Annotated in this window: 3 protein-coding genes and 2 pseudogenes; 4 read left to right on the top strand and 1 reads right to left on the bottom strand. The window is 40.4% G+C overall.

Annotated elements, in window-relative coordinates; genetic code table 11:
• Nucleotides 1-39: 39 nt before the first annotated feature.
• Nucleotides 40-300: a hypothetical protein gene (locus LQV63_RS31100; RefSeq protein ID WP_233699632.1), complete on the bottom strand. Its 261-nt coding sequence runs from the start codon at nt 298-300 to the stop codon at nt 40-42.
• A 752-nt stretch (nt 301-1,052) separates the two neighbouring features.
• Here LQV63_RS31100 and LQV63_RS31105 point away from each other — a divergent pair.
• The 4 genes and pseudogenes from LQV63_RS31105 to LQV63_RS31115 form a co-directional block, all read left to right on the top strand.
• Nucleotides 1,053-1,391: a PAS sensor protein gene (locus LQV63_RS31105; protein WP_083858802.1), complete on the top strand. Its 339-nt coding sequence runs from the start codon at nt 1,053-1,055 to the stop codon at nt 1,389-1,391.
• Between the two features lie 250 nt (nt 1,392-1,641).
• A complete protein-coding gene (locus tag LQV63_RS31110) occupies nt 1,642-2,328 on the top strand; it encodes a Kelch repeat-containing protein (protein WP_267934284.1) in 687 nt (228 codons plus the stop codon).
• A gap of 14 nt (nt 2,329-2,342) precedes the next feature.
• Nucleotides 2,343-2,387 (top strand): annotated as a pseudogene (locus tag LQV63_RS31935) (hypothetical protein); the annotation flags it as partial.
• A 216-nt stretch (nt 2,388-2,603) separates the two neighbouring features.
• Nucleotides 2,604-2,852 (top strand): annotated as a pseudogene (locus LQV63_RS31115) (ran-binding protein 10); the annotation flags it as partial.
• Nucleotides 2,853-2,909: the final 57 nt, after the last annotated feature.

Here is a 2,909-nt window from a genome sequence, read left to right on the forward strand (position 1 = left end):
GAATTTCCATTACGGATCACTTTCAGTTACATATTCTGGTTAATCAACAGGCCTGAGATTAATCAACTTATTTTGTCCTGCAGTGTTTGTCCACTTATACCAATCGACATCCGTACTGTTAGTTAATGACATAGCAAATGCTACAACCCCAGCAGGTGTTGGAGTTAGCGGATGGGCTTGGTCTTTAGTATCTGCAAAACCAATAGCAGTTGGGGTAAATTCACTAGCAAATGCAGATGTGGACAATGCAAACAAGCAGACGGCAACAAAAAGTAAAGAGAAAACCTTTCTTATTTTCATCAGACTTCTACCTTTCTGATTTTTCCAAGTGTCATATTCTTATTTTTAACACTAAAAAGAATTACCCACATGGTACAAAATAGTCGCTGAATAATCAGCGACTCCATCAAAAATTCAAGGACTAATTACAAATGCGTCGAAATTAATCGGAAAATCCGATTTATTAATATAGTACATGCTATATGTCCCAGGAGATAATGTAGCAGGGGCATTGTAAAACTCACCATTTACAATTACGGGCACGAATGTGCCGGTGTTATCATTATGTAAAATGTAGTGTGCGGAAATAGGTTTTCCTTTATCTGAATCAAGATATTGAGTTTATTTGAATATTATTCCTTCTATATACTTATTTACAAAATCATACTTGTCCTTATATATAACCCTGCTTATCTTATCCAATGATGAGAAATGCCCCCTGTAATTGGACGGCTGAGTTTGTCGAGCCTAGCACCCTTTCGCGCCATAATAAATTTAATTGATAGTTTACATTCATCTTGATCGCTATAGTCTGCTGGAGAGTGACCAAAATCTTTTAAGTACAATGTTCCTCCAGGAGCAAGCGATGCCCCCATTCTTGCGACATTAGTGACAAATGAAAAACATCGGTTAGGGTGCCTCAATCCCCGAAGGAGCGCCTATGGAGCTCCCCGTTATGATAAAGTGGTCAGCAAACAGTTTTAGCATATTATTCAAATTAGAACATATGGATGATATTGTGTTAATAAATCTGAATATGGAAGGTGATACTCATGCGTTTCAAAATCTTGTCAGTTGGATTGTCAGGCATGTTGTTAGCAAGTGCGTTTGCACCTGCTGCCGGTGCAACCTCGGTCCCTGCTAAGGGCCAAAACTCATCAGTATCAGAAGACAATGCAATCAACCGTACCGAACGAGAAGTAAGGGCATACAATAAAAAGCTCTACTCGACAAGATCATCCATCCCACAAGTTTATCAGTACAACGACGGAAAATACGCTGGACAACTTAAGATTACAACTGTCATTTCGTACAGAGATAGAGCAGGAGAGTGGTGGGGCGTTACTTATGAAGGCCCTGTTTATCCTGTCTATTCTATTTATCCTGTTTAATTTTGAATATATGCCGCCCTTTTACAGGGCGGCTATGGTTAAAGTTAACATAGTCAGAGGAGGTCACATGGTTTACACCGGAGAAATGGAGCCCCTCGGCGGACCATGCCCGGGTTTGTTGGAATGAGCGACTTCGGATTATGTATTAAGTTTATTCAGAGCAACGAGTCTTGTTCGAGCAGGTGCGTCCGCTAACGGCCGTCACACCGAGTACCATTTGTATTTGTAGCCCTTATCATGTTTGTAGCTTTTGTTTTTTACTTCTCAAACTTTTGCTGCAAAATCTGATGAATGGGTAACAAAGAGTGATTTACCGGAGCCGCTCGCTGGTTCTACATCTGCCGTAGTCGATGGTAAAATCTATATTTTTGGAGGATCTTCGAATGGAAGCGAGGCCGCGTTCGGAACTAAATGTGACTCTACATATATGTATGATACTGAGACGAATTCATGGACGAAGAAGACAAGCATGCCGACTGCTAGAGCCGGAGTTACAGCCGCTGTTGAAGGCAGGAAAGTTTATGTCATAGGCGGGTATGCTAATGTCAATAGTAAACTGACTCGACTTGACGTTGTTGAGATATACGACACCGAAACGGATACTTGGGAGTCTGGGAAACCTTTGTCAACTGCTCGCTCATGGGCATCGGCCACAACCGTAAAAAACAAGATATACGTATCTGGTGGTACTGATAATAACGGTGTCCCTTTGGTTTCTGTTGAAACTTATGATTCTTCGACTGAATCCTGGACAGTTTTGACTGATATGACGACACCACTTCTTTCTATGGGGCTAGCGGTTATTAACGATAAAATATACCTCATGGGCGGTTCGGAATATAATAACATTGTTAATAATGTGCGTATATACGACACATCAACTGACTCTTGGAGTGTTGAAAGTAGTATGCCAACATCTAGGGCCGCACTAATGTAGTGACAAACAATGAAATGATTTATGCGCTTGGTGGATTAACAGTCAAACCGAATGATGGCTATTCCGATAAAGTGGAAGCATATGACCCTCAGTATCAATCGTGGTCTACAAATACGGAAATGACTTTAACTTTCTCTAGACAACAAAGTGTTTCCGTAATAGTTGATGGAAATGTGTATATTATTGGAGACGTTGCAAATAAGCAAATTATTAGCAATGTCGAGATGTTCTCCCTGAACGCTGGGAAAGATCCAGAAAATCCTGAAGAACCAGAACAACCTACAGGTGAAAGAGCAATATTAGTAGTCACAATGACAACTGGTTTAGAAAAAGAATTCGATCTTAGCATGGAAGAAGTTAATACCTACATTACCTGGTACGAAAATAAACAAGCCGGCACAGGTACTGCATCGTATGCAATAAACAAACACAACAATAACAAAGGACCGTTCAGCAGCCGTAAAGACTATGTGATATTAGATCAGATTTTAACGTTTGAGGTGAATGAGTATTCAATAAAATAGCACAAAAAAACCAGCTAATGTTTGTCAAGCCCTAATGTCTTGGCTTGACGGTGGGAT

Source organism: Paenibacillus profundus (assembly GCF_021369635.1).
In the GTDB taxonomy this organism is placed as follows: Bacteria; Bacillota; Bacilli; order Paenibacillales; family Paenibacillaceae; genus Paenibacillus_B; species Paenibacillus_B profundus.